Here is a 25,752-nt window from a genome sequence, read left to right on the forward strand (position 1 = left end):
GTTCAACCGTCCTCCGGGTCTCCACCGGACAGCAGGAGGTACAGGGCGGCCATCCGCACCGACACCCCGTTCGCTACCTGTTCTCGAACGGTCGACCGGGGTGAATCCGCCGCCGCCGCCGAAATCTCCAGACCCCGGTTCATCGGCCCGGGGTGCATGACAATGCTATCTGTGCCGAGACGCGCCAGTCGTTCGTCGTCCAGCCCCCAGCGCTTCGCGTACTCCCGCGTGTTCGGGAAGAACGCCGCGTTCATCCGCTCGCCCTGGATGCGCAGCATCATCACCACGTCCGGGTTCGCGTCGATCGCCGCATCGAGGTCGTACCCGATCGTCGCCGGCCAACCGCCGACCTCCACCGGGAGCAGCGTGGGAGGCGCCACGAGCGACACCTGCGCGCCGAGCGTCTCGAGCAGCCAGACGTTCGAGCGGGCGACGCGCGAGTGCAGGATGTCGCCGACGATCGTCACGGTCACCCCGTCGAGGTCGCGGCCGCGAGACCCTGCGCCGTGCAGGCGGCGCCGCATCGTGAAGGCGTCGAGCAGCGCCTGGGTGGGATGCTCGTGCGTGCCGTCGCCCGCGTTCACGATCCCCGCGTCGATCCAGCCGCTGGTCGCCAGGGTCTGCGGGGCACCGGAGGCGTGGTGCCGGATGACCACGGCATCCGCCCCCATCGCGGCCAGCGTCTGCGCCGTGTCCTTGAGGCTCTCGCCCTTGGACACGCTCGAGCCCTTGGCGCTGAAGTTGATGACATCGGCCGACAGCCGCTTGGCGGCCGCCTCGAACGAGATCCTGGTACGCGTCGAATCCTCGAAGAACAGGTTCACCACCGTCTTGCCGCGCAGCGTCGGGAGCTTCTTGACCTCGCGCTCCTGCACATCCGCCATGTCCTCGGCCACGTCGAGAAGCAGGATCGCCTCGTCACGGCTCAGTGTCTTGGTCGAGAGCAGGTGCCTCATGCGCCGGCCTCCTCGATGGTGACCGATTCGTCGCCGTCGATCTCCGTCAGCCGCACGTTGATGCGCTCGGACGCGGCACTCGGCAGGTTCTTGCCCACGAAGTCCGCCCGGATGGGCAGCTCCCGGTGCCCCCGGTCGACCAGCACCGCGAGCCGCACGGCCTGGGGGCGGCCGAAGTCGTTCAGAGCATCGAGGGCGGCCCGGATGGTGCGGCCCGAGTAGAGCACGTCGTCGACCAGCACCACGGTCTTGCCGTCGATCGAGCCGGGGACGGACGTCGGCGACGGGGTTCGCGTGCGATTGCGCGAGAGGTCGTCGCGGTACATCGTCACGTCGAGCGCACCGACGAGATCGCCGGCGCCCGGTTCGATGCGTTGGAGCTCCTCCGCGATCCGCTGGGCGAGTATCGCTCCGCGCGTCGGGATGCCGAGGATCACGAGATCGTTCGTTCCCCGGTTGGACTCAAGGATCTCGTGAGAGATCCGAGTCAACGCCCGGGAGATGTCAGCCTGCTGCAGCACTGTGCGCACCGTCATGCCGACTCCCTTCCCCGCCTCACAGGACGGCTCTTAAAGGTTGTCTACCGCTGTCGAGCATACCAGTGTGCAGCGAACGGTCCACGCCGCCGCAGCGGACGGGTCGTCTCAGTTCTTCTGCAGGAAGTCCGTGAACTCGCTCGCCTTGGTGATGTCGCCCGTGAACTGCTTGCCGTTGACGAGGATGGTCGGCGTCTGCGAGATCGACGTGAGATCGGATCCCTCGACATCGATGGGGCCGGTCTGCGAACGCGCCGTGTTCTGCTGTGCCCAGGCCTGGTACGGTCCGCTGTCCTCAAGGCAGGCGGTGATGTCGTCGATACCGAGATCGGTGGCCCGCTGAGCGAGCTGTTTGTTCGTCAGACCGCTCGAGCCCTCCTCGGGCTGATCCTTGTAGAGCGTCTGGAAGTACTTCAGAGCATTGTCCGGATCGTTCACCCCGACGCAGGTGAGGGCCGCGACCGCGCGCGTCGAGTATCCGGTGCCGTTGGAGAGCCGGTCGAGAAAGGTGAGCGGACGCAGCCGCAGCGTGATCGTTCCGTCGGAGACGGCCGTCGCGAGCGTTTCGCCGTTCGCCTTCTCGAAAGCACCGCAGGCGGGACACATCGGGTCGAACCACAGGTCGACGACCTTGGAGCCGTCACCGGCGGTGATGAAGCCCTTGTCGAAGTTCACTGCTCCATCGGTGCCTGTCGGCGGTTTCGCCGTGGCCGTCGGAACGTCGGACGATCCTCCGACCAGCGAACAGGCGGCGGTCCCGGAGACGAGAGCGAAGGCGACGAGGACGGCGGCGAACGCGCGCATCCCCCGGCGCCGAGCGGGGCGGTCGGGTGCGATGCGGATCATCGTGTTCCTCGCCTTCGTTTCTACTTGGTGTTCGATTGGGCGATCTTGGCCAACAAGCCGTTGATGAACCCTGCGGAGTCGTCGGTCGAGAGCACGGTCGCGGATTCCACCGCCTCGGAGATGGCGACGCCTTCCGGGATCTCGTCGTTGAACAGCAGTTCCCACACGCCGATCCGGAGGATGGCGCGATCGACCAGCGGCATGCGTGCGAGCGTCCAGCCCTGGGAGTACGTCTCGATCTGCTCGTCGATCTCGTCGAGGTTGTCGATGACGCCGTCGACGATCTCGCGGGCGTACAGCCAGGAGGACTCGCGCTGCGGCTCGCTCGCCGCTCGCTCCGCCTCGGTCGCGAGAGCCTGGTTCAGTGGGATCTGGCGGACGTCCGCGCCGTACAGCACGTCGAGCGCGCGCTTACGGGCTTTGCTTCGTGCACTCATCGTCTAGGGATACCGGGATTCAGGCCGGATCAGTCGCTCACGCGGCCGAGGTAGTCCCCGGTACGCGTGTCGACCTTGACCTTGGTGCCGGTCTCCAGGAACAGCGGAACCTGGATCTGGTAGCCCGTCTCGACGGTCGCCGGCTTGGTGCCACCGGTCGAGCGGTCGCCCTGAAGCCCGGGCTCGGTGTAGGTGATCTCCAGCACGACGGAGGCTGGCAGCTCGACGTAGAGCGGCTCGCCCTCGTGCAGTGCAACGGTGACGCTCTGGTTCTCGAGCATGAAGTTGGAGGCGTCGCCCACGACCACAGCGGGAACGCTGAGCTGGTCGTAGTCGCTGGTGTCCATGAAGACGAACGCGTCGCCGTCCTGGTAGAGGTACTGGTAGTCGCGACGATCGACGTTCGAGGTCTCGATCTTGGATCCGGCGTTGAAGGTGCGGTCGACGGTCTTGCCCGACGTCACGTTCTTCAGTTTGGTGCGCACGAAGGCGCCGCCCTTGCCCGGCTTCACGTGCTGGAACTCGATCACGGTCCAGAGCTGGCCGTCCATGTTGAGGACGACGCCGTTCTTGATGTCAGCCGTTGTTGCCATACCTGTGTTCCGTTCGATTGGGAGGAGTTGCGGGTGGATGCGCGCCAGAGGCGGTCCACGGAGGCCCGCTCTCGGTGGCGCGGAGGGCGGAGGCCTCAGAGAATTCTAGTTGGCGGTGCCCGTTTCAGCGAATGGCCGGGCTGTTTCGCAGGATGTACGCCAGTGCGAGACGGTACGACTCGAAGCCGAATCCCGCGATCACCCCGGTCGCCACGGCACTGATCACACTCGTGTGACGGAACTCCTCGCGCGCGTGCGGGTTGGAGAGATGCACCTCGATGACGGTGCCCCCGGCCTTCGTGACGAGCGATACCGCATCCCGCAGTGCGAAGGAGTAGTGGGTCCACGCCCCGGCGTTCAGGATCACCGGTGCGCCGGAGTCGGCAGCCTCGTGCAGCCAGCGAAGAAGCTGCCCCTCGTCGTCGGTCTGGCGCAGGTCGACGGTCCTGCCCGCCGCGTCGTCGGCGAGGGATGCGCGCAGGTCGTCCAGCGTGCCCGAACCGTAGACATCGGGTTCGCGGGTGCCGAGACGGCCCAGATTGGGGCCGTTCAGAACGAGGACGCTGGGAACGGTATCGCTGCTCATGTCGCTACCCTAGCGGCGACGGACTCCACGGTCGGATTCTGTCTCGGCGATGGTCACGCGCCGATCTCCTGATATGCCGCGAACAGCAGACTCTGGTCGGGGCCCGCGAGCACGGTCGGCCGAGCCAGATCGTCGAGCACGATGAACCGCAACAGGTTTCCGCGCGTCTTCTTGTCACGCTGCATGGTCGCGAGCAGGGTCTGCCAGCGACCGAGCGGATACGTGGTCGGCAGAGTCAGCGATTCCAGGATGCGCTTGTGCCTGTCTGCGACCTCATCGGACAGCCGGCCGCTCAACCGGGCGAGCTCGGCAGCGAACATCATGCCGACCGAGACCGCCGCGCCATGGCGCCACTGGTAGCGCTCAGCGTGCTCGATCGCGTGCCCGAGGGTGTGACCGTAGTTGAGGATCTCGCGCAATCCCTGCTCGGTGAAGTCCTCGCCGACGACCCTGGCCTTGATGCCGATGGACAGCTCGACCAGGCGACGGAACTCGGGCGTGTTGGGGTCGGTCGCACGGTCGACGTCCCGCTCGATGATGTCGAGGATCTCCGGCTCTGCGATGAAGCCGTACTTCACGACCTCGGCGAAACCGGCGAGGATCTCGTTGCGGGCGAGCGACGTCAGCGTGTCGAGGTCGCAGATCACCGCCGCCGGCGCGTAGAACGCGCCGACGAGATTCTTGCCCTCCGCGGTGTTGATGCCGGTCTTGCCGCCGACCGCCGCATCCACCATTCCCAGAAGCGTCGTCGGCACCTGCACCAGTCGCACGCCGCGCAGCCAGGTGGCCGCGACGAAGCCGGCGAGGTCGGTGACGGCTCCCCCGCCGAACCCGACGACGGCATCCGAGCGGGTGAAGTCGGCCTGACCCATGATCTGCCAACAGAATGCGGCGACCTCCACGCGCTTGGCGGCCTCCGCATCCGGAACCTCCGCCAAGAGCACGTCATAGCGGCCGAGCAGTGTTTCGCGCAGGTCGGCGGCAGCAGCGCCCAAGGTCGGCGGATGCACGATCAGCACCTTGTTGACGCCCGAGCCGAGGTACGGTGCGAGGTCGGTGCGCAGTCCGCGACCCACGACGACGGGATACTGGTTCTCGCCCGCGACCAGGATCTCGGTGGGCTGGCCGTCTGCGCTGTCGGAGGACTCTGTGTCGGTCATCGTTGCCTTTCCTGAATGCTGCGTGCTTCGATCCAGCGCGCGATCTCTTCCACGATGGTGTCGATCGGCCGGCTGGATGTGTCTGCGGTGTAGTCGGCGAGTGAGGCGTACAGCTCGGCGCGCTGGGCGACGAGGCGTTTCCACGACTCGAGGTCGGTGACGAGCGGGCGCTTCGCGTTCGCGATGCGGGCGGCGATCGCCTCAGGGTTCACGGTGAGGAGCACCACCGACGCATCCGCGAGGTCGGACTGGGTGTCGGGATGCAGCACGGCGCCACCCCCGACGGAGACGACCCCTGGCCCGCTCAGCGCTTCTGCGACCGCCTGCCGTTCGAGCGTCCGGAAATGCGGTTCCCCGTACTCGGCGAAGATGACCGGGATGGGACCGTGCTGCGAGACGACGACCGCATCCGTGTCGACGAAAGGCAACCCGAGGCGTTTCGCCAGCCGCTTGCCGACCCGGCTCTTGCCTGCGGCGGGAGGACCGATCAGGACGATGGTCACGATCGTGCAGCCGTGCTCACGAGTGCTGCTTTCACGCTCATTCGGCGGCGTACGGTGCGGACAGTCGCGTCGTCGCCAGGTTCTGCGGGATCGCGTCGAGGTAGCCGCGAAGGTTGCGCGCGGTCTCGTCGATCGAGTCTCCGCCGAATTTCTCCAGCACGGCGTTGGCGAGCACGAGCGCCACCATCGCCTCTGCAACGACTCCGGCCGCCGGCACCGCACAGACATCGGAACGCTGGTGGTGCGCCGGGGCGGCCTCACTGGTGGCGATGTCGACCGTGCGCAGCGCGTGCGGAATCGTCGCGATCGGCTTCATTCCCGCGCGGACGCGCAGGATCGTGCCCGTGCTCATCCCACCCTCGGTTCCGCCGGCCTTGTCGCTCGTGCGGGCGATCTCCCCCGCTTCCTGGACGAGCTCGTCGTGGGCCTCGGATCCGCGACGGGTCGTGGTGAGGAAGCCGTCGCCGACCTCGACGCCCTTGATCGCCTGGATGCCCATCAGTGCGGCCGCGAGCTGACTGTCGAGCCGGCGGTCCCAGTGCACGTGCGAGCCGAGCCCGGGCGGAAGGCCGTAGGCGAGCACCTCGACCACGCCGCCGAGGGTGTCGCCGTCCTTGTGGGCGGCGTCGACCTCGGCGACCATCTTCGCCGACGTCGCCGGGTCGAAGCACCGCAGCGGGTCGGCGTCGAGCACGGCGACATCGCTCGGCTCGGGCAGCGGCGATCCCTCCGGAACCCGCACGGGGCCGATGGAGAGCGTGTGGCTGACGAGGGTGATGCCGAGCTGTTCGAGGAAGGAGCGGGCGACGGCGCCGAGCGCCACGCGAGCCGCGGTCTCCCGTGCGCTCGCGCGCTCGAGGATCGGCCGAGCCTCGTCGAAGCCGTACTTCTGCATTCCGACCAGGTCTGCGTGCCCCGGACGTGGCCGCGTCAACGGCGCACCGCGGCCGGAGGAGAGCTTCTCGGGATCCACCGGCTCGGCACTCATCACGTCGACCCATTTGGGCCATTCGGTGTTGCCGATCCGGATCGCGATCGGGCTGCCCAGGCTGTAGCCGTGACGCACGCCACCCGACAACTCAAGCGCATCCTGCTCGAACTTCATGCGGGCGCCGCGGCCGTAACCGAGTTTGCGGCGCGCGAGATCGGCGCGGATCGCATCGAGGGTGACCGGCACGCCGGCCGGCAGTCCCTCGAGCAGGGCGATGAGTTCGGGGCCGTGGGATTCCCCGGCCGTGAGCCAACGAAGCATGGTTCGATTCTGGCACAGCGGCGAAGGGCGTCCGGCCGGGTCACTCCTCCGGCGATGACTCCAGGGCGGCACCGGTGGCGTCGATGCCGACGGCCTCGAGCATTGCGGCGAGCACCGCATCCTCGTCCTCGAGTGGCTCCAGCGGGTCTCCGGAGACGAAGATCCGCACCTGCAGGAGTGCCTGATGGGCGAGCATCGCGAGTCCGGACACCACCCGGCCGCCGACTGCCTGCCAGGCGGAGGCCAGAACGCTGGGCCACGGGTCGTACGAGACGTCGAGCAGCACCGAGCGACGCCTGGTCGAGTCGGTGTAGCGGGCATCCGTCGTCACACCGCCCGGGAGCGTGCTGATGACGAGGTCGGGGATGTCCAACGAACGGTCGGCCTGACCGAGCGGACGGATGCGGATCATCAACCCCAGCTCGTGAGCGAGCGGCTCCAGCCAGACGCTGTTCTCGAGCGATCGCGCGTAGACATCGACGCGATCGGCGCCGAGCTCTGCCGCGGCGACCAGGGCCGAAGCCGCCGTGGCACCGCCGCCCAGGATGTGGACGAACCGGGCGCTCTCGAGTCCCGCGGCCTCCAGCGCCCACACGATCCCCGAGACGTCGGTGTTGAATCCGCGAAGGACTCCGTCGTCGAGGAGGACGGTGTTGGCCACACCCGTCTGCTCGGCGAGTCGATCGACCTCTCCGAGGATCGGAACCACGGACTGTTTGAGCGGCATCGTCAGCGAGAGCCCGCGCCACTCGGCGCCGAGCCCGTCGATGAAAGGCGCGAGCCGGTCCGCCGTGACGTCCACGGCGTCGTACTCCCACGGCAGTCCCAGCGCCTGGTAGGCCGCGCGGTGCAGGTCGGGAGACTTCGAGTGGCCGATCGGGGAACCGAGTACGGCGAGTCTGCGTACGGCCGCCTTCGCCTTCTTCGCCGGCTTCGCCTTGGCGGCGACGGGAGCGGCCTCGACCTCGACCTCGACCTTGGCCTCGACCTCAGCGATCTCGTCCGCTTCGTCGGCCGGCTCCTCGAGCTCGGCGGCGAGCTCTGCCTCGGCGAGCACTGCTTCCTCTGCCTCGGCCTCCCGCTCGGCGTCGACGATGGCGGCGATCTCCGCTTCGGCAGCCGCCTCGGCTACCCCGTTCTCCTCGAGCTTGTCCGGCTCGCGCGGCCCGCCCGGCTCGCCGGTGGCGGGGTTCTCGGGAGTCTTCTTATCCATAGCCGGGGTTGTCTCTCATCCATTGCTGCCACTTTGCAACGGCCGCGTCGTGTTCGTCAGCCGTCGTCGAGAAGATCGTCTCGCCCGTCTCCAGGTTCCACGTCACGAAGAACATCCACGGACCGTCGGCGGGATGCAGCGCCGCGTTGATCGCCAGATCGCCAGGGTTGGAGATCGGCCCGACCGGGAGTCCCGGGTGCACGTATGTGTTGTAGGGATTGCCCGCGTCGGCACGTTCGGCGTCGGTCGTGGTCACCGTGTGGGTGTTGCCGGTTCCGTAAGCGACCGTGGCGTCCGACTGCAGCTTCCAGCCCTGGTCGAGACGGTTGAGGAAGACGCGCGACACCTTCGGGTAGTCGGGAGCGAGCCCGGCCTCACGTTGCACGATGGATGCGAGAACGACCGTCTTCCAGCGGTCGGCGGGCGCCACCCCCGCCTGGTCGAGTGCCTGGAAACTGCGATCGACCAGTGTCTTGATGGCTTCCTGAGCCGTTACACCCGGAGTGAACGTGTACGTCGCCGGGAACAGGAACCCTTCGAGGGTCTTCGCCTCGGGCGGCAACCCGTATGCAGCCGGATTCGCTGCGGCCGCCTGCAGATCGGCCGCCGGGAGCTTCGTGGCCGCGGCGAGGATGGGGATGATGTCCTTCTCGGCCGTCCCCTCGGGGATCACCGCGGTGTTCTGCACCTTGTTCGCTGGGTCCTGCAACGCGAGGAGTGCAGCTTGCGCGCTCATCCGCTTGGCCAGTTTGAAGGCGCCGGGCTGGAACTCCACCTGGGGCTGCTGGCGCAGCAGCAGCGTGTAGAACGCCTGGTACGTCTTGGTGACGCCGGCCTTCTGCAGGTTGGCAGCCACATTCGATCCCGTGTCCCCGCTCTTGATCGCGAAGAGGACCTCGCCGGTGCCGTTGCCCTTGTAGTCGATGTCCTGAGGAGTGATGGCATTGACGAGCTTCGTCACCTGCGGCTGGAAGACGGCGTAGGCGCCTCCGACGAGACCGCCGAAGATCGCGACGATGACGAGGGTCACCCACAGCGGCTTGAGGCTGCGCCGCTTCTTGGGCTCTGCGTGCGAGAGGTAGTGCTGCTGACGCCAGGCCAGCGGCGAATCGGTCGCCGGACCGGCGTTCGCGGGGCCGGCCGTCAACTCCTCGAACGTGGAGAAGGGAAGATGCTCCTCAGCGGGCCGGTCCGTCTGAGCGGCCGTTTCGTCGGTGGTCGGCACTGCCGGTCGAGCGGAGAGGGCGTCGTCCGCAGGAACGGACTCCGGCACCGGACCCGCCCCGCGGGCGGCCCCGGCCTCGCGCGCCTCGCGCGCTTCACGCCGAGTCATCGGCTGACGATTCGCCGTCGGAGCCTGCGGAGCCTCGGTCGACGCACCCTGCGAAGGGTTTTCAGGGGTGGCGGAGTCGGCCGGGTCACTGTCTGCGAAGATCGCCTCGAAGGGGTCGAAATCGCCCGGCGTCTCGGCGCCGGCATCCATGGGTGTGGTCTCGCCAGTCCCAGGTATCTGTGGGTTGTGCGGCAAACTAGGGTCCAATGTTCGTGTCAATGGGCTTTCCCGGCGGATTCCCTGTAGAGCGTTCCGCGTCGAGGGCGTGCTGCAAAATTATCGTGGCGGCAACCTGATCCACCACCGGACGCGCACTTTTCGAGTTCTTTCCCGATGCACGCAGCGCCGAATGGGCGGAGACCGTCGACAGCCGCTCATCCACCAGCCGAACCGGGATCTCCACCTCGCGGCCGAGGGCTTCGGCGAATCCGACCGCGTCAGCGGTGGATGCCGTGTGCGCCCCCGAGAGCGCCAAAGGTAGTCCGACGATAATCTCGAAAACTCCGAGTTCGGTCACAATCCCGGCGATCCTGCGGCGATCCGCAGCATCTTCGGAGCGTGCGACGGTCTCGACGGGCGTGGCCAGCATCCCGTGCGGGTCTGAGCGGCTCACGCCGATCCGCACTTTGCCGACGTCGATGCCGAGCCGCACTCCCGAACGCACGTTCGCCTCTATCCGCCGATCGCCGACGTCACCGCGCTGAGCGCTGCCGGGATCGCATCTACGTTGGTTCCGCCGCCCTGGGCCAGATCGGCCTTGCCGCCTCCGCCGCCACCGAGGATGCTCGACGCCGTCTTGGCGAGGGCACCGGCGTTGACGCCCGCATCCCGCGCGGCCTGGTTCGTCGCCACGATCACGACGGGCTTCTCGCCCACCCGGGCGGCAAGCGCGACAGCAGCAGGATCCGAGCCAAGTCGTTCGCGCACCGTGGTGACGAGCAGTCGCAGGTCGTCGGCCGAGTTCATCGTCCCGGCGTCGTCGGCGACCACAGCGACTGCGCCGTACCGCGACACGTTCTGAAGCAGAGCGGGGACCTTGTCGAGCACGGCGCGGGCCTCGAAGGCGGCGATCCGCTTCTCCGCCGCCTTGAGGTTCGCCATCAGGTCGGCGATCTTCTCGGGGAGCTGCTCCCGCGGCGTCTTGAGGCTGCCGGAGAGCTGCGACACGATCGTGCGCTCGACCGCGAGATCGCGGAATGCTTCGAGCCCGACCAGCGACTCGACGCGGCGGTTGGTCGACCCGACGGAGGATTCGCTCACGAGGTTGATCATGCCGATCTCCGCACTGGAGGTCACGTGCGTGCCGGCGCACAGCTCGCGCGACCACGGTCCGCCGATGTCGACGACGCGGACAGTGTCACCGTACTTCTCGCCGAACAGAGCCATCGCGCCGAGCGCCTTGGCCTCGGCAAGAGGAAGTTCGCGGGTGGTCACCTCGAGGTTCTCGCGGATCGCATTGTTCGAGATCTCCTCGATCTCGGTTCGCGTCTCGGGCGAGAGAGCCTGGTTCCACGAGAAGTCGAGCCGGAGGTAGCCGGCCTTGTTGAACGAGCCGGATTGGTGAGCGTTCGAGCCCAGCACCTGACGCAGGGCCGCGTGGATGATGTGGGTTCCCGAGTGGGCCTGACGCGCACCCCGACGGTACTCGCGGTCGACGAGGCTGCTCGCGGGTGCGCCGACGCCGACCTCTCCGCTGCGCACGAGCACTTTGTGGCTGATGAGTCCCTTGACCGGCTTCTGCACGTCGAGCACGTCGAGTTCGTAGCCGGGACCGACGATCGTGCCGGTGTCCGCATCCTGACCACCGGACTCGGCGTAGAGGGCAGTGGCCCCCAGGATGACCTCGGCCACCTGACCCTCGGTGGCCTTCGTCACCGACGCACCGTCGACGATGATGCCGAGGATGCTCGACTCGGTCTCGAGCTCGGTGTACCCCGTGAAGACCGTCTCGCCCTGCGAGCGGAACGCGCTGTAGACCGACAGGTCGGCCAGCGCGGTCTTCTTGGCCCTCGCGTCGGCTTTGGCACGAGAGCGCTGATCGGCCATCAGGGCGTCGAACGCCGTGCGGTCGACGCTGAGACCGGCCTCTTCCGCCATTTCGAGTGTGAGGTCGATCGGGAAGCCGTACGTGTCGTGCAGCAGGAACGCCGTGTCGCCGGCCAGTTGCTTCTTGCCTGCTCGCTGGGTGTTGGACACGGCCACATCGAGGATGCCCGTGCCCGCCACCAGAGTGCGGAGGAACGTCTCCTCTTCTGCGAACGCGAGCTGCGAGATCCGCGCGAAGTCGTGATCGACCTCGGGGTACGCGGCCTTCATCGCATCGCGCGAGACCGTGAACAGTTCGGGGAAGGTCGGGTGGTCGACGCCGAGCAGCCGCATCGCACGCACGGTGCGGCGCAGCAGGCGGCGGAGGATGTAGCCGCGGCCTTCGTTCGACGGGGTCACACCGTCGGACATGAGCATGAGCGAGCTGCGTACGTGGTCGGCGATGACCCGAAGGCGGACGTCGTCGTCGTGCACCTCTCCGTAGGTCTTGCCGGCGAGCTGCGCAGCGCGGTCGAGCACGGGGCGAACCTGGTCGATCTCGTACATGTTCTCGACACCCTGCTTGAGGAAGGCGACGCGCTCGAGGCCCATTCCGGTGTCGATGTTCTTCTTGGGCAGGTCGCCGAGGATCTCGAAGTCGCCCTTGCCTGTTCCCTCGCCTCGGAGGTACTGCATGAAGACCAGGTTCCAGATCTCCACATAGCGGTCGTCGTCCGTGGCCGGACCGCCGTCGGCGCCGTATGCCGGGCCGCGGTCGAAGAAGATCTCCGAGCACGGGCCCGCCGGCCCCGGCTGCCCGGTCGACCAGTAGTTGGTGTCCATGCCGAGACCCTGGATGCGCTCATCCGGCAGTCCCGCGACGCGCCTCCAGATCTCGCGCGCCTCGTCGTCGTCCTCGTAGACGGTGACCCACAGGTCGTCCGGGTCGAACCCGAGGCCGCCGTCGTCCTCCGACATGGTGAGCAACTCCCATGCGTAGGTGATCGCCTGCTCTTTGAAGTAGTCGCCGAAGGAGAAGTTCCCGCACATCTGGAAGAACGTGCCGTGCCGCGGAGTCTTGCCGACCTCATCGATGTCGAGTGTGCGGATGCACTTCTGGACGCTCGTCGCACGCGGGTACGGAGCCGGCACCAGACCGGTCAGATACGGCACGAACGGAACCATCCCGGCCACCGTGAACAGCAGCGACGGGTCGTCGCTGATCAGAGAAGCGGACGGGACGACAGTGTGGCCGCGCTTGGCGAAGTAGTCGAGCCAGCGGCGGTGGATTTCAGCAGTCTGCATGGGTTCCGGATGTTTCGAGGTCGAAAAGGGAGGAGCGGGGCCGAATCGAGGTCAGTCGCCGTCGATGGCCGAACGGAGCTCGGCCTCTCGCTGGTGGTACCCGTCGGAGACAGCCGAGCCGAAGTCGCGGGCCTTCTTGTCGAGGCTGCTGAAGAACTGCTTGCCCTGCGGCGTCTCGTTCAGTTTGTGCGCCACGACGAATCCGAGGCCGACGCCGATGACGAGCCACAGAAAACTCTTCATGCCGATAACTCCCTAATGGATTAGCTCCCTGAGTGGATCGGGCGCGCGATCTCACCGAGCGCCCCGGTCAGTTTAGTGCGTGGTGCCGCGCGAACGCCGAGAGCCGCCACCGGCACGGAAGGCCGCGCGCACGGCGGCGCTGAACCCGGCGAGCTTGATCAGTGGGCCGCCGACGGTCGCGGCGAACAAGGCGACGAGCGCCGAGACGTTGCCGGTCACATCCGCCACGTTCTTCGTGATGACATCGACGCGCGCCAGCTGCTTGTTCGTCTCCTGGATCGTGGTGGCCGTCTCCTCGAGGATCGGCGTGATGCCGTCGCTCGCGTCTTTGATCGCCTCGCGGGTCTGGTCGAGCACCCTGCCGAATTTCACCAGCGGGAGAGCGATGAACCCGACGAGCACAGCGAAGACGCCCGCTGCGATCAGTCCTGCGATGTCGCCACCCGACACGAGAGCACCTTCCATTCCGTCAACGGCATACTCCGACCAGCGTAGTCCGCAAACGGCGTCGGGGCCCACAACGAAGAAGAGGGCCGTGGCCGAAGCCACGACCCCCTTCTCCAGGAGTCTTCGCGATCCTTAGCGGGCGGCGTAGTACTCGACGACGAGCTGGACTTCACACGTCACCGGAACCTCGGCGCGCTTCGGGCGGCGAACCAGACGAGCGTGCAGCTTGTCGAGCTCGACATCCAGGTAGCCCGGGGTCTTCGGCAGGACGTCGACGTGACCGCCGGCGGCCGCGACCTGGAAGGGCTCGGTGCCCTCGGAGCGCGCCTTGACGTGGATCAGCTGACCCGGCTTGACGCGGAACGACGGGCGGTCGACGATGCTGCCGTCGACGAGGATGTGACGGTGCACGACCATCTGACGCGCCTGCGCCGTGGTGCGGGCGAAGCCGGCGCGCAGAACGAGAGCGTCGAGACGCATCTCGAGGATCTCGACCAGGTTCTCACCGGTCAGGCCCTTGGTGCGGCGAGCCTCTTCGAACGCGATCTTCAGCTGCTTCTCGCGGATGCCGTACTGGGCGCGCAGACGCTGCTTCTCGCGCAGACGAACGGCGTAGTCCGAGTCGGCCTTGCGCTTGGTGCGGCCGTGCTCACCGGGAGCGTACGGGCGCTTCTCGAGGTACTTGGCGGCCTTCGGGGTCAGGGCGATGCCCAGCGACCGCGACAGGCGGGTCTTGCTACGGGTACGTGACTTGGTAGACACGAGTTCCTTTCGGTTGTCTCTCTAATAGGAATACGCAGGCACACATGATCGTCCTGCAAAAATTAGAGGGATGGTGCCGAGGACGCCCGGCTACAGGGCTTGTCCCTTCGAGAACCCGATCCGACGCAGCCGCACGCGAAACAGGTTTCTAGGCCCGTCGATTCTAGCAGATTCCCGGCTAGCGCCCGCGCACGATCCGACGCAGCTTCGCGAGCCTGGCCGAGACGTCGCGTTCGTTGCCATGCTCGGTCGGTTGGTAGTAGGTCGTCTCGGTCAGTTCGTCGGGCAGGTACTGCTGTTCCAGCACTCCGAGCGCATCGTCGTGCGGGTACTTGTACCCTTTGCCGTGCCCGAGTCTCTTCGCGCCCGCGTAGTGCGCATCGCGGAGGTGCTTCGGCACGCGCCCGATGCGGCCGGCGCGCACATCGGCGACGGCCGCGTCCAGTGCCATGTAGGCGGCGTTCGACTTGGGGGCGGTCGCGAGGTGCACCACGGCTTGGGCGAGCGGGATGCGCCCCTCCGGCATTCCGATCAGCTGCACCGCGTCGGCGGCAGCGACTGCGATGACCAGGGCTTGCGGGTCGGCCATCCCGATGTCTTCGGACGCCAGGATGATGATGCGGCGTGCGATGAACCGCGGATCCTCCCCCGCCTCGATCATTCGGGCGAGATAGTGCAGCGACGCGTCGACGTCGGATCCGCGGACCGACTTGATGAAGGCGCTGATCACGTCGTAGTGTTCGTCGCCGTTGCGGTCGTAGCGCAGGAGGGCGCGGTCCACCGCCTGCCCCACGAGTTCGGCCGTGATGAGCGGCTTCTTCTTCGACGTGGCCGGGGTCGACGACGCGGCGCTCACGGATGCCGCTTCGAGGGCGGTGAGCGCACGTCGCGCATCCCCCGACGCCAGACGGATGATCGCAGCGCGCGCCTCGGGGTCGAGGGTGTACTGGTCGGCCAAGCCGCGCTCGTCGACCACGGCGCGGTCGACGACGCTGCCCAGGTCTTCGTCGCTGAGTGTCTCGAGGGTGAGCAGGAGCGACCGGGAAAGGAGCGGCGAGATGACCGAGAACGACGGATTCTCGGTGGTCGCCGCGACGAGGATGACCCAGCCGTTCTCGACACCCGGGAGCAGAGCATCCTGCTGGGCCTTGGTGAACCGGTGGATCTCGTCGAGGAACAGCACGGTCGAGATGCCGTAGAGGTCGCGGGTCGACAGCGCCTCCTCCATCACCTGGCGCACGTCTTTGACACCCGCCGTCACAGCGGAGAGTTCGACGAACCGGCGACCCGAGGAGTGCGCGATCGCCTGCGCGAGCGTGGTCTTGCCCGTTCCGGGAGGACCCCAGAGGATCACCGACACCGACCCGGTCTCTCCGCTCTGATCGGAGGCGAGACTCACCAGCGGCGAACCGGGGCGCAGCAGGTGCTTCTGGCCCGCGACCTCGGCGAGCGACTTCGGACGCATCCGGACGGCGAGCGGCGTCGCTCCAGTGCGGAGCCCGGGTTGCACGTCGACCATATGTTCCAGGGTAGTTGCTCCCACCGACACTGAGCGCGCTTCCTGTGAACGGCGACTTTGTGACACATAGGCGCGTCCAATAGGGTTCATCCTGATCCCGCGCCGGTGGCGCGCCGGGTCAGGCAACTCTTCAGCACGACGGCGCGCCCTCGGAGGTCTCACGTGGCACCAAAACAGCAGAACGAACGCGAAGCCAGGCAGGCACGCGAACGGTTGCGCGCGTATCAGGCGCGGCAGACGGTGCACGAGACGAAGGTCAAGCGCCGTGTCCGCGACAACTGGATCGCCGGCGTCGCCGTCGTCATCGTCGTCGCACTCGCCGTGACCACCCAGCTGCTGTACTTCGCCAAGCCCGGCACGCCCAGCGCATCCGCTTCTCCATCGGCATCCGCGGCGGCGAACACGCTGCCGCCGAAGACCCTCGCCGGCAACCGCAACTGGACGGGCACCCTCACGATCAACGGGATCGCACTAGGGGTCGACCTGAACGGCGCGGCGGCACCGCAGGCCGTCTCCTCCACCATCGCGCTCACGCAGAAGGGCTTCTACGACGGGCTCACCTGCCACCGGCTCACCGACGGCGGCTTCTACGTGCTGCAGTGCGGCGATCCGGAAGGCAACGGTCAAGGCGGCCCCGGTTACTCGTACGGCCCCATCGAGAACGCTCCCGCAGACAACGTCTACCCGGCGGGCACCCTCGCGATGGCACGCCAGGGAGACAACGCCAACAGCCAGGGCAGCCAGTTCTTCATCGTGTACAAGGACACGACCATCCCCTCCGACTCCGCAGGCGGCTACACCGTGATCGGGAAGGTCACGAGCGGCCTCGATCAGCTCGTCACCGACGTCGCGGACAAGGGCATCACGCCCGGAAGCAGCGCGAACGACGGAGCCCCCAAGGTGCCGACGACGATCGAGAGCTTCACGCTCCAGTGACGCCGTGCGCTGCGGCGGCTGCGTGCCGGGCGCTGGTGCAATAGGCTAAAACGCAACTGTGAACGGTCCATCCGTTCGGGAACGTCGTCAGCAAGGTGAGGCTCTTGGCTACAACTGATCAGCAACCGTGGGGTCGTGTCGATGAGACCGGCACCGTCTTCGTCCGCGAGGGCGATGGCGAGCGTGCCGTCGGCCAGTACCCCGACGGCACCGCGGAGGAGGCGCTCGCCTACTTCGAGCGCAAGTACACCGACCTCGCCGGACAGGTCGGCCTGCTCGAACAGCGCGCCCGCCGGGGCGCCCCTGCCTCCGACATCGCCAAAGCCGTCACCACCTTGCGCCAGAACGTCGCCGAAGCGAACGCGGTCGGAGACCTGGCCGCCCTCGCCACCCGCCTCGACAAACTCGGCGGCGCGGTCGAAGAACTCACGGAGCAGCAGTCGGCCGAGGCCAAAGCGCAGGTCGAGCAGGCCATCGCCGAGCGCACGGCGATCGTCGTCGAGGCCGAAGCCCTCGCCGCCGAAGATCCTGCCCGCACGCAGTGGAAGCAGACGACGACCGCTCTGGACGCACTCTTCACCCGCTGGCAGTCGCATCAGCACGACGGGCCGCGCATCCCCAAGAACGAAGCTAACGAGCTGTGGAAGCGTTTCCGCGCCGCCCGATCGACGATCGAGCACAATCGCAAGGCCTTCTTCGCCGAGCTGGACACCCAGCACCGCGACGTGCGCACGCGCAAGACCGCGCTGATCGAGCAGGCAGAGGCGCTCATCCCGCGCGGAGCGGATGGTGTGCCGGAGTACCGGCAGCTCCTCGACCAGTGGAAGCTCGCCGGCCGCGCGGGCAAGCGCAACGACGACGCTCTGTGGGCGCGATTCAAGGCCGCCGGGGATGCGATCTACGGCGCAAAGGCCGAGGTCGACGCCCGCGAGAACGAGGAGTACTCCGGCAACCTCGAGCTCAAGCTGGCGCTTCTCGACGAGGCGGAGCCGCTCTTGAAGGCGACCGACCGCGAGTCGGCGCGCGCCACACTTCTCTCCATCCAGCAGCGCTGGGACGAGATCGGGCGGGTTCCCCGCGATCAGGTCCGGGTCATCGAAGATCGTCTCCGCAAGATCGAGGCGGCCGTGCGCAAGCTCGACGAGCAGCACTGGGAGCGCAACAACCCCGAGAAGAAGGCGCGCTCCGAGGGGCTCGCGAGCCAGCTCAACGCGGCGATCGCAAGGCTCGAGCAGGAGCTCGAGGAGGCGAAGGCCAGCGGAGACGCGGCCAAGGTCAAAGAGGCCCAAGAGGCCCTCGACGCTCGCAAGATCTGGCTCGACGCTCTGGGGTAGACCAGCTCTGGGGTAGACCGGCTCTGAGGTGGACCGGCTCTGAGGTGCTTCTCCACAGCGCGAGTTCTCAACACATCGCGCCGCCGGGCGGTCGGGTGACGCAGCGGCACCGGATGCTGGGTGCATGACAGCACTTCTCCCCCGCCTTCTCGATACTGGCGTGCTACCCCTGGCCGAACTCCACGCGGTCCGGCTTGATGGCGAGCTCTACCGCATCGGCGATGCGTTCGCGACCGTGGACACTCCGGACACGGCCGAGCTCAGGGCGGCGGCGTTCCGGCTCTCGGTGCCACGGGCGGCCGTCGCCGATCGATCGACGGCAGCGTGGATCCACGGGACTCGAGCGGGTCCGCCGTCGGCCCTGCAGGTATGCGTCGACAGCGCTCAGCGCGTGTCGGCAACGGCCCTGCACGGGCTCGACGTGCGCCAGTGCATCCTCGCCCAGCGAGATGTCGTGCTTCTCGGCGAGGTGCGGGTCACGGCTCCGCTGCGCACCGTCGCCGACCTGTTGCGCACCGAGGATCGGTTCACGCCTGCCGTCATCCTCGAACTGCGCGCGCTGCTGGAGCTGAGCGGGTACAACGCCGCGGCGTGCCGCGACGAGATCCGGCGACAGGACAGGCTTCCCGGCACGCGACGAGCGCTCATCCGGCTCGCGGCGATGGACTCGGTCTTAGGCGACGCGACTGACTACGACCCCGAGCGCAGCGACTCCCCGTTCAGGAAACCGCCGTGCGAGGTCAGCCCGCGCTGACCCGGTAGACGTCGTAGACGGCGTCGATCCGGCGCACAGCGTTCAGCACACGGTCGAGGTGGGTGGTGTCGCCCATCTCGAACACGAATCGGCTGAGGGCCAAGCGGTCGCTCGATGTGGTGACCGTGGCCGAGAGGATGTTCACGTGGTGCTCGGACAGCACCCGGGTCACGTCGGAGAGCAGTCCGGCGCGGTCGAGAGCCTCGACCTGGATCTGCACGAGGAAGACGCTCTTCGAGCTCGGCGCCCACTCGACCTCGATCATGCGGTCGGGCTCCTGCAGCAGGGACTGCACGTTGTGGCAGTTCGCCTGATGCACCGACACACCTGCACCACGGGTCACGAACCCGACGATCGGATCGCCCGGTACGGGGGTGCAGCATTTGGCGAGCTTCACCAGGATGTCGGGCGCGCCCCGCACGAGCACACCGGAGTCGCTGTTGCGCAGCTGACGGGAACGGCCCTTCACCGGGAGGTCGAGCTCGCCGGCGTCGCCCTCGGGCTCGGTCTGCACCGAAGCGACGACCTTCTCGATCACCGACTGGGTGGATACGTGTCCCTCGCCGACAGCGGCATAGAGAGCGGAGACGTCCTCGTACTTCAACAGCGACGCGATCTCGATGAGCGAGTCCTGCGACATCAGCTTCTGCAGCGGAAGGTTCTGCTTGCGCATCGCGCGAGCGATCGCATCCTTGCCCTGCTCGATGGCCTCGTCGCGCCGCTCCTTGGTGAACCACTGGCGGATCTTGTTCCGCGCTCGGGGGCTCTTGACGAAGTTCAGCCAATCCTGGCTGGGTCCGGAGTCGGGGTTCTTCGAGGTGAACACCTCGACGACATCGCCCGTGGTCAACGAGCTCTCGAGCGGCACCAGGCGGCCGTTGACCTTCGCGCCCATCGTGCGGTGCCCGACCTCGGTGTGCACGGCATATGCGAAGTCGACAGGGGTCGCCCCCGAAGGCAGTCCGATGACGCGGCCCTTCGGCGTGAAGACGTAGACCTCTTTGGCACCGATCTCGAAGCGCAGCGAATCGAGGAACTCACTCGGGTCGGCGGTCTCCGCCTGCCAGTCCGAGATGTGGGCGAGCCAGGCGAGGTCGGTGTCGGTGTTGGCCGGTCCTCCGGCGCTCTTCCCTGTCGTCTGCTCCTTGTACTTCCAGTGCGCGGCGACACCGAACTCGGCGCGCTGGTGCATCTCCTCGGTACGGATCTGGATCTCGACGGGACGCCCCTCGGGACCGATCACCGTGGTGTGCAGCGACTGGTAGAGGTTGAACTTCGGCGTGGCGATGTAGTCCTTGAACCGACCGGGCATCGGGGTCCACCGGGCGTGGATCGATCCGAGGATGGCGTAGCAGTCGCGCACCGAGTTGACGAGCACGCGGATGCCGACGAGGTCGTAGATCTCATCGAATTCGCGGCCCCGGACGACCATCTTCTGGTAGATGGAGTAGTACTGCTTGGGGCGGCCGACGACCTTGCCGCGGATGCGCGCACCCTTCAGATCGTCGTTGATCGCATCGATCACCTGCTGCACCAGACGCTCGCGTTCCGGCGTGCGCTGCTTCACCAGGCTCTCGATCTCCGCGTAGAGCTTGGGATACAGCACCGCGAACGAGAGGTCTTCGAGCTCCCACTTGATCGCCTGGATGCCGAGCCGATGCGCCAGAGGAGCGTAGATCTCCAGCGTCTCCGTCGCCTTGCGGGTCGCGGAGGCGGCGGGCACGAAGCCCCAGGTGCGTGCGTTGTGCAGGCGGTCCGCGAGCTTGATGATCAGCACCCGGATGTCTTTGGACATCGCCACGATCATCTTGCGCACGGTCTCGGCCTGCGCGCTGTCGCCGTACTTGACCTTGTCGAGCTTGGTCACTCCGTCGACGAGCATCGCAATCTCGTCGCCGAAGGCGTCACGCAGCTCGTCGAGGGTGTACTCGGTGTCTTCGACCGTGTCGTGAAGCAGAGCGGCCGCAATGGTCTTTGCGCCGATCCCGAGGTCGGCGAGAATCTGGGCGACGGCCACCGGATGCGTGATGTACGGCTCACCCGATCGACGCTTCTGACCCGAATGCGCACGCTCGGCGACGGTGTACGCCCGTTCGATGAGCGACAGGTCTGCCTTCGGGTGATGCAGTCGAACCGTGCGGATGAGCGTGTCGACGGCGCCGGCAGGCTGGGCCCGCGAGAAGATGCGGGGCACGAGACGGCGCAAGGAAGCGGTCTGTGGTGTCGAAGTATCAACCATCAGCGCGCCTCCTGTTCTCCATTATCGCCGTTCTGCGAACCCGCCTTGACCGGCGTTCGCTCTGGGCGCTCAGACGACGGCTCCGGGAGACCCGTCGTCTCTCACGACCTGGGCGCCGGATGCCTGCCACGCGGTCATCCCGCCGGCCACGTTCGCCGTCGGGTAGTCCGCGCGGATGAGGGCGTCCGTGACGAGTCGCGAGCGGCTGCCGCTGTGGCAGATCACCAGGATCTGCTCAGCCTCGGGCAGCTCGTGCTGACGGGCCTCGATCTCGTAGAGCGGGATGTGGTGGGCGCCGGGAGCATGTCCGGCGTCCCACTCGTGCGCCTCACGCACGTCGAGCAACCAGGCCGAGCCCGTGTCGACGAGCTCGACCGCGCGCGCGGCACTCACCTCGTCGTCGTCGAGATAGGCACCGGGCACGTGGACTCCTTATTCCGCGGCGACCGCGACGGGCTCGGGCTTGGCAGCCTTCGGACGCAGGGCACGCACTCGGGCGTCGTGCTTCTTGACGGCGGCCTCGTGCTCACGGAACTGCGAGTACATCGGCGCGCCCAGGAAGATCGTCGAGTACGTACCGACGATGATTCCGATGAGCAGGGCGAGCGAGATGTCGCGGAGCGTGTCGGCACCGAGGGCGAACGCGCCGAGGAAGAGGATCGACGCCACGGGCAGCACAGCCACGACCGCGGTGTTGATCGAGCGGACGAGCGTCTGGTTCACGGCGAGGTTCACGGACTCGGCGAAGGTTCGACGCGACAGCTCCATCTCTTCCTTGGTGTTCTCGCGAACCTTGTCGAACACCACGACGGTGTCGTACAAGGAGTAGCCGAGGATCGTCAGGAAGCCGATCATCGTCGCCGGAGAGACCTCGAAACCGACGAGGGCGTAGATGCCCGCCGTGATGATGAGGTCGTGGAACAGCGAGATGATCGCCGCCGCCGACATCTTCCACGTTCGGAAGTAGAGAGCCATGGCGATGAATGCGAGCAGCAGGAAGACCACGATGCCCTGGATGGACTGCCTGGTCACATCCGCGCCCCAGGAGGGTCCTATGAAGGTGGAGGCCACCTCGGTGGTCGGCACGTCGTAGGCCTTGGCCAGCGCGTCTGCGACCTCCCTGGTCTGCTCCTCCGACAGCTGGTCCGTCTGCACGCGTACTGCGTTGCCGTTGACCGTAGTGACGTGTGCGACCGCGTCGGGAACGACGCTGGCAAGCGCATCCTGAGCCTTGGTCTCGGATGCGTCGTCGACGTTGGTGATCTGGAACTGCGATCCGCCGCGGAACTCGATGCTGAAGTTGAACCCGCCCTTCACCACCGGCACGAGGATCGAGAGGATCACCATGACCGCAGCGATCGAGTACCAGATCTTGCGCTTGCCGACGAAGTCGAACGAGCGGGCCCCTGTGTAGAGGTCGTTACCGAACTTTGTGAGACGACTGACCATCAGGAATCCTTCCCCCCGGACTTGCTATCCGAGGACGACGAAGCGGAAGCCAGCTCTGCGGCTTTGCGCTCGGCGATGGTCTGGCGGCGCGCCGCTTCCTTGCCCGCCGTGGCGGCCTTGGCGGCGCTCACGGTGGCCGGCTTGCGGAACTGCGCGGCGCCACGGTACACGGCACCGAGCGCCTGGGGGTCGAGGCCCGACCACGCGTTGCCGCTGTTGAAGAACTTGGTCTTCGCCAGCAGCTGCAGCGTCGGATGCGTGAACAGCAGCACCACGATCACGTCGATGATGGTCGTCAACCCGAGGGTGAAGGCGAAGCCCTTTACGTTGGCCGCGGCCAGCACGTACAGCACGATGGCGGCGAGGAGGTTGGTGGCCTTCGAGGCGTAGATGGTGCGCTGTGCGCGCTTCCAGCCGGCCTCGACGGCGGATTCGAGACCTCTCCCGTCTCGCAACTCATCTCGTATTCGCTCGAAGTACACGATGAACGAGTCCGCCGTAAATCCGATCGCGACGATCAGGCCCGCCACACCTGCCAACGAGAGTCGGTAGCCGTAGTGCCACGAGAAGAGCGAGATGGACAGGTAGGTGAGTGTGGCCGCGACCACCAGCGAGGCGATCGTCACGAGTCCCAGCAGACGGTACTGGAACAGCGTGTAGATGGCGACGAGGATCAGGCCGATGAGGCCGGCGATCAGTCCGGCCAGGAGCTGGGTCGTTCCCAGTGTCGCCGAGATCGTGTCCTGGCTCTGAACCTGGAACGAGAACGGCAGCGCACCGAACTTGAGCTGGTCGGCGAGCGTCTTCGCCGTGTCCTGCGTGAAGTTTCCGGTGATCTGCGGGCGTCCGTCGGTGATGACCGCATTCGTGGTCGGCGCAGAGATGACCTTGCCGTCGAGCACGATCGCGAACTGGTTCTGCGCGCCCTGCAGGCCGTTGAGGCGAGTGGTCACATCCGCGAACGCCTTCGTGCCCTCGGCGTTGAAGATGATGTTGACGCCCCACTGGCCGGTGCTGACACCGCTCGAGCTCTGAACAAGACCGCTGTTCGCATCCGAGATGTCCTGGCCTTTGACCTCGACCGGGCCGAGGATGTACTTGACCGTGCCGGCGTCGTCGCACGTGATGAGCGGCTTGTTCGCAGGAGCGACGTTGGTGCTGCCCGCCGCATCCGATTTACAGGAGAAGGCGTCGAACTGCGCCTGGAGCGCGGGTGTGACGTACGCGAGGTCGCTGCCGTTCGTCGGGCTCGTCGACGGCGTCGACTGCAGGCCCGGGTCGGGCGTGGGCGCGGGCGTCGACTTGCCGTCGGCGCCGACGACCTCGTTCGTCGGCCCGCCGGCGACGAGCACCGGCCGGAAGTCGAGCTTGGCGCTCGCCTTGATGCGGTCGAGCGTCTGCTTGTCGGGCGTTCCCGGGATGGAGACGACGATGTTCTGGGAGCCCTCTGTGGAGATCTCCGACTCGGACACACCGGCGGCGTCGATGCGCTGACGGATGATCGAGACGGCCTGGTCGAGCTGCTGCTGCTCGACCGACTGGCCGTTCTCCACCTGCGGCGCCAGGATGATCTGCGTTCCGCCCTGGAGGTCGAGCGCGAGCTTGGGCAGCCACGTCGCATTGCTCCAGATGACGCCCGCCGTCAATGCTCCGAGAAGCACGACGACGATGGCGCCGAGCCAACTCAGCGAACGCCAGGCTTTCCTGGTCGGGGTCGACTTTGCCAACTAGGTACTCAGCTTTCTACGAGCGTGCCCACGCTGAAGAGCGTGGGCACACAGGGAACGTGGGTCAGTCGTCGCTCTTCTTGGAGCCGGGCTTGTTGACCGCGTCGTCGACGCGCTCACCGAACTCGGGCTCGTTCGAGGCGATGGCGTGGTCCTCGTTGAGTTCTGCGACGGCCGGCTGCTCGGTCTCGGCGGGCTCGTCGACCTTGGGCTCGACGACGCGGGCGAGCACCTGGCGGTGCACCTTGATGATGTTGCCCGGCGACGTCTCGATCTCGGCGATGTTGTCGTCTTCGTTGATGGACAGCAGCTTGCCGTAGAGACCGAAGTTGGTCATGACGTCGACGCCGGGGACCATCTTGGACCGCGTCTCCGAGGCCTCTTTCTGGCGCTTGCGGCTGTTGCGGAACATGAAGAAGATCAGGGCCGCGAGTACGACCACCATGACGATGGTCAGAGTTGTGTCACCCATGAGGTGGGGCTACCTTCCGGCGCGGCGCGAAGCCGCTTCAATCGATGTAAGGGGGGTTGACCAACAGGCCAGCCTAAATTATAAGTCATCCATCAATGATGGTTGCTGTGAGACTACCTGCTGTGGGTGGGATATTCCGAAATGCCGCCACGCCGCCGGGGTGGCGACTCGTCCCCGCGGGGTTCGGGAGAGCAGCCCGATGCGCACCAGGAACGGCTCGACGACCGATTCGATGGTCTCCGATTCCTCGCCGACCGACACCGCGAGCGTGTTGAGTCCGACCGGCCCGCCGTCGAACCGCTCGAGAATCGCCTGCAGAACGGCGCGATCAAGTCGGTCGAGGCCGAGCGCATCCACGTCGTAGAGGTCGAGCGCCGCCCGCACTGCGTCGATATCCGCGTCTTCACCGTGCACGAGTGCGTAGTCGCGCACACGGCGCAAGAGCCGGTTGGCGATTCGCGGGGTCCCCCGGCAGCGTCCGGCGATCTCGGCGAGGGCGGCGCGATCGACCTCGAAGTCGAGCATGGTGGCGGCGCGCGTGAGAACCTGGGTCAGTTCCTTCTCGTCGTAGAACTCGAGGTGCGCGGTGAAGCCGAACCGGTCGCGCAGCGGATTGGGGAGGAGGCCCGAGCGGGTCGTGGCTCCCACGAGGGTGAACGGCGCGAGATCGAGCGGGATCGACGTCGCGCCCGCCCCCTTGCCCACCATGATGTCGATGCGGAAGTCCTCCATGGCGAGATAAAGCATCTCTTCGGCCGACCGTGCCATGCGGTGGATCTCGTCGATGAAGAGCACTTCTCCCGGCGTGAGCGACGACAGCAGCGCAGCGAGGTCGCCGGCGTGCTGAATGGCCGGACCGCTCGACAGCCGCAGCGGGCGACCGCTTTCGTGCGCGACGATCATCGCGAGCGTCGTCTTGCCCAGTCCCGGAGGACCGGCGAGCAGGATGTGGTCGGCGGTGCGGTCCTGCATCTTCGCCGCCGTGAGTAGCAGCTGGAGCTGCCCACGGACCTTCGCCTGCCCTACGAACTCAGCGAGTGAGCGCGGGCGGAGGGCGCCCTCGAACGCCAACTCCGACTCGGACTCGAGTTCGGGTGCCGTCAGGTCTTCGCCGTCGTCGGTCAC

The 25,752-nt window shown here is 66.9% G+C and carries 26 protein-coding genes; 3 read left to right on the plus strand and 23 right to left on the minus strand.

All coding sequences use genetic code 11. The annotated features are described in order from the left end of the window. Positions 1 to 2: 2 nt before the first annotated feature. The 17 genes from ACFVV0_RS15110 to ACFVV0_RS15190 form a co-directional block, all read right to left on the minus strand. Positions 3 to 956: an aspartate carbamoyltransferase catalytic subunit gene (locus ACFVV0_RS15110; protein ID WP_387064688.1), complete on the minus strand. Its 954-nt coding sequence runs from the start codon at positions 954 to 956 to the stop codon at positions 3 to 5. Further along, entirely contained in the window at positions 953 to 1,492 is a 540-nt protein-coding gene (pyrR, locus tag ACFVV0_RS15115) for a bifunctional pyr operon transcriptional regulator/uracil phosphoribosyltransferase PyrR (protein WP_387064691.1), read from the minus strand. Before pyrR ends, ACFVV0_RS15110 begins: the two co-directional genes overlap by 4 nt. 108 nt (positions 1,493 to 1,600) lie before the next feature. Then, positions 1,601 to 2,338 (minus strand): DsbA family protein, encoded by a 738-nt coding sequence (locus tag ACFVV0_RS15120; RefSeq protein ID WP_387064694.1) that lies wholly within the window; start codon positions 2,336 to 2,338, stop codon positions 1,601 to 1,603. Positions 2,339 to 2,358: 20 nt separating this feature from the next. Next, positions 2,359 to 2,775: a transcription antitermination factor NusB gene (nusB, locus tag ACFVV0_RS15125; RefSeq protein WP_387064696.1), complete on the minus strand. Its 417-nt coding sequence runs from the start codon at positions 2,773 to 2,775 to the stop codon at positions 2,359 to 2,361. 29 nt (positions 2,776 to 2,804) lie between these two features. Beyond that, complete coding sequence (gene efp, locus ACFVV0_RS15130) at positions 2,805 to 3,368, minus strand: elongation factor P (RefSeq protein WP_387064699.1); 564 nt, start codon at positions 3,366 to 3,368, stop codon at positions 2,805 to 2,807. 124 nt (positions 3,369 to 3,492) lie between these two features. Then, positions 3,493 to 3,954 (minus strand): type II 3-dehydroquinate dehydratase, encoded by a 462-nt coding sequence (locus ACFVV0_RS15135; RefSeq protein ID WP_387064702.1) that lies wholly within the window; start codon positions 3,952 to 3,954, stop codon positions 3,493 to 3,495. A 53-nt stretch (positions 3,955 to 4,007) separates the two neighbouring features. Next, entirely contained in the window at positions 4,008 to 5,114 is a 1,107-nt protein-coding gene (aroB, locus tag ACFVV0_RS15140) for a 3-dehydroquinate synthase (RefSeq protein ID WP_387064704.1), read from the minus strand. Next, positions 5,111 to 5,617, minus strand: coding sequence for a shikimate kinase (locus ACFVV0_RS15145; protein ID WP_387064707.1), 507 nt, complete (start codon positions 5,615 to 5,617; stop codon positions 5,111 to 5,113). The genes aroB and ACFVV0_RS15145 overlap by 4 nt, the downstream gene beginning before the upstream one ends. A gap of 37 nt (positions 5,618 to 5,654) precedes the next feature. Continuing rightward, the gene (aroC, locus tag ACFVV0_RS15150; RefSeq protein ID WP_387064710.1) at positions 5,655 to 6,869 is read right to left on the minus strand and encodes a chorismate synthase; all 1,215 of its coding nucleotides are present in this window, start codon (positions 6,867 to 6,869) and stop codon (positions 5,655 to 5,657) included. A 40-nt stretch (positions 6,870 to 6,909) separates the two neighbouring features. After that, positions 6,910 to 8,082, minus strand: a complete 1,173-nt coding sequence (locus ACFVV0_RS15155; RefSeq protein WP_387064712.1) for a shikimate dehydrogenase — start codon at positions 8,080 to 8,082, stop codon at positions 6,910 to 6,912. After that, positions 8,075 to 9,565: an endolytic transglycosylase MltG gene (mltG, locus tag ACFVV0_RS15160; RefSeq protein ID WP_387064715.1), complete on the minus strand. Its 1,491-nt coding sequence runs from the start codon at positions 9,563 to 9,565 to the stop codon at positions 8,075 to 8,077. Before mltG ends, ACFVV0_RS15155 begins: the two co-directional genes overlap by 8 nt. Before the next feature lie 46 nt (positions 9,566 to 9,611). Beyond that, on the minus strand, positions 9,612 to 10,079 hold the full coding sequence (gene ruvX / locus ACFVV0_RS15165) for a Holliday junction resolvase RuvX (RefSeq protein WP_387064717.1): 468 nt from the start codon (positions 10,077 to 10,079) through the stop codon (positions 9,612 to 9,614). Positions 10,080 to 10,087: 8 nt separating this feature from the next. Then, the gene (gene alaS / locus ACFVV0_RS15170) at positions 10,088 to 12,745 is read right to left on the minus strand and encodes an alanine--tRNA ligase (protein WP_387064719.1); all 2,658 of its coding nucleotides are present in this window, start codon (positions 12,743 to 12,745) and stop codon (positions 10,088 to 10,090) included. A gap of 51 nt (positions 12,746 to 12,796) precedes the next feature. Next, positions 12,797 to 12,988: a hypothetical protein gene (locus ACFVV0_RS15175; protein WP_387064722.1), complete on the minus strand. Its 192-nt coding sequence runs from the start codon at positions 12,986 to 12,988 to the stop codon at positions 12,797 to 12,799. Between the two features lie 72 nt (positions 12,989 to 13,060). Continuing rightward, positions 13,061 to 13,438 (minus strand): DUF948 domain-containing protein, encoded by a 378-nt coding sequence (locus ACFVV0_RS15180; RefSeq protein ID WP_387065200.1) that lies wholly within the window; start codon positions 13,436 to 13,438, stop codon positions 13,061 to 13,063. 129 nt (positions 13,439 to 13,567) lie between these two features. Next, on the minus strand, positions 13,568 to 14,197 hold the full coding sequence (rpsD, locus tag ACFVV0_RS15185; protein WP_387064724.1) for a 30S ribosomal protein S4: 630 nt from the start codon (positions 14,195 to 14,197) through the stop codon (positions 13,568 to 13,570). Between the two features lie 178 nt (positions 14,198 to 14,375). Then, positions 14,376 to 15,716: a replication-associated recombination protein A gene (locus ACFVV0_RS15190; protein WP_387064727.1), complete on the minus strand. Its 1,341-nt coding sequence runs from the start codon at positions 15,714 to 15,716 to the stop codon at positions 14,376 to 14,378. A gap of 162 nt (positions 15,717 to 15,878) precedes the next feature. Here ACFVV0_RS15190 and ACFVV0_RS15195 point away from each other — a divergent pair, with 162 nt between their 5' ends. The 3 genes from ACFVV0_RS15195 to ACFVV0_RS15205 all read left to right on the plus strand — a co-directional run bounded on the left by ACFVV0_RS15195 (position 15,879) and on the right by ACFVV0_RS15205 (position 18,740). After that, the gene (locus tag ACFVV0_RS15195; RefSeq protein WP_387064729.1) at positions 15,879 to 16,652 is read left to right on the plus strand and encodes a peptidylprolyl isomerase; all 774 of its coding nucleotides are present in this window, start codon (positions 15,879 to 15,881) and stop codon (positions 16,650 to 16,652) included. Between the two features lie 104 nt (positions 16,653 to 16,756). Further along, positions 16,757 to 17,986: a DUF349 domain-containing protein gene (locus ACFVV0_RS15200; RefSeq protein ID WP_387064732.1), complete on the plus strand. Its 1,230-nt coding sequence runs from the start codon at positions 16,757 to 16,759 to the stop codon at positions 17,984 to 17,986. Between the two features lie 124 nt (positions 17,987 to 18,110). Beyond that, positions 18,111 to 18,740 carry a hypothetical protein gene (locus tag ACFVV0_RS15205; RefSeq protein ID WP_387064734.1) on the plus strand — a complete coding sequence of 210 codons (630 nt, stop codon included), beginning with the start codon at positions 18,111 to 18,113 and terminating at the stop codon, positions 18,738 to 18,740. Here the strand turns inward: ACFVV0_RS15205 and ACFVV0_RS15210 are convergent. The 6 genes from ACFVV0_RS15210 to ruvB all read right to left on the minus strand — a co-directional run bounded on the left by ACFVV0_RS15210 (position 18,727) and on the right by ruvB (position 25,752). Further along, positions 18,727 to 20,979: a RelA/SpoT family protein gene (locus ACFVV0_RS15210; RefSeq protein WP_387064736.1), complete on the minus strand. Its 2,253-nt coding sequence runs from the start codon at positions 20,977 to 20,979 to the stop codon at positions 18,727 to 18,729. The genes ACFVV0_RS15205 and ACFVV0_RS15210 overlap by 14 nt on opposite strands. Positions 20,980 to 21,048: 69 nt before the next feature. After that, the gene (locus tag ACFVV0_RS15215; RefSeq protein WP_387064738.1) at positions 21,049 to 21,402 is read right to left on the minus strand and encodes a rhodanese-like domain-containing protein; all 354 of its coding nucleotides are present in this window, start codon (positions 21,400 to 21,402) and stop codon (positions 21,049 to 21,051) included. 9 nt (positions 21,403 to 21,411) lie between these two features. After that, complete coding sequence (gene secF, locus ACFVV0_RS15220; RefSeq protein ID WP_387064740.1) at positions 21,412 to 22,428, minus strand: protein translocase subunit SecF; 1,017 nt, start codon at positions 22,426 to 22,428, stop codon at positions 21,412 to 21,414. Next, entirely contained in the window at positions 22,428 to 24,155 is a 1,728-nt protein-coding gene (secD, locus tag ACFVV0_RS15225) for a protein translocase subunit SecD (RefSeq protein WP_387064742.1), read from the minus strand. Before secD ends, secF begins: the two co-directional genes overlap by 1 nt. A 64-nt stretch (positions 24,156 to 24,219) precedes the next feature. Then, on the minus strand, positions 24,220 to 24,627 hold the full coding sequence (yajC, locus tag ACFVV0_RS15230; protein WP_387064745.1) for a preprotein translocase subunit YajC: 408 nt from the start codon (positions 24,625 to 24,627) through the stop codon (positions 24,220 to 24,222). 78 nt (positions 24,628 to 24,705) lie between these two features. Continuing rightward, entirely contained in the window at positions 24,706 to 25,752 is a 1,047-nt protein-coding gene (gene ruvB / locus ACFVV0_RS15235) for a Holliday junction branch migration DNA helicase RuvB (RefSeq protein WP_387065203.1), read from the minus strand.

The sequence above is a fragment of the Leifsonia sp. NPDC058230 genome, from assembly GCF_042882245.1.
Taxonomy (GTDB): domain Bacteria; phylum Actinomycetota; class Actinomycetes; order Actinomycetales; family Microbacteriaceae; genus Leifsonia.